This window comes from Streptomyces niveiscabiei, assembly GCF_001419795.1.
GTDB classification, from domain to species: Bacteria; Actinomycetota; Actinomycetes; order Streptomycetales; family Streptomycetaceae; genus Streptomyces; species Streptomyces niveiscabiei.
The window spans coordinates 7,066-7,732 of record NZ_LIRL01000222.1 but is presented as its reverse complement, the minus strand read 5'-3'; the positions used below and the strand labels follow the sequence as shown (position 1 = coordinate 7,732).

The following is a 667-nucleotide window of genomic DNA, read 5'->3' as shown; positions in this document are numbered from 1 at the left end:
GTGTTGAGCCGAGGCGGGGGTGGGGGTGAGTGCGAGGGTGGCTGCCGTTGCGGCGGCGGTGGTGATGAATCCCCTTCTGGAGAGGGGGAGTTGGGGCGAGGGCATGGCGGGTGCTCCTTCGCGGGGGTCACAGGGTTTCGCCGAGGTCGCGGTGTGCGCGGGCTCGGGAGGGTGCCGGGACGGTGTGCAGGACCGTCCCGGCACGTCTGGGGGAGGCGTCAGCGCAAGCGGCCGACGCCCGCGCCGCGCGCGACGACCGACGGGACCAGGCACGGGGAGTCGACCCGGGTGCGCAGGGTCGGGGTCCAGCCCGCGCCGGACTGGAGGGTCTCGGCGGGTATCTCCGCGTTGTGCACGGCGATGAGGTCGACGCGGCGGCCGTTGACGTAGTTGTTCTCGGCCGTCAGCGGGGACTCGTTCCACTTCTTGATGACCTTGCCGACGCTGGTGCCGGCGGGCAGCGAGATCGCGTTGTCGCTCGCGTACAGCGCGGAGTCGGTGCCGACGCCGAAGAGGTAGTAGTCCGACTTCTGTGCCTCTTCGACGACGTAGTGGTTGTTGTAGACGTCGACCTGCCCGAACCGCACGCGCGGGGAGCGCTGGAGGATGCCCGCGAAGCGGTTGTGGTGCATCGTGACCTTGAGCTTGCCCGCGTCGAGCGCGGCGG

General features: G+C 70.6%; 1 protein-coding gene. It reads right to left on the bottom strand.

The window, feature by feature from the left end; all coding sequences use genetic code 11:
- Positions 1 to 218: 218 nt before the first annotated feature.
- Positions 219 to 667: pectate lyase family protein (locus tag AOK24_RS50540; protein WP_478078766.1), on the bottom strand; the 449-nt coding region annotated here is incomplete at its 5' end.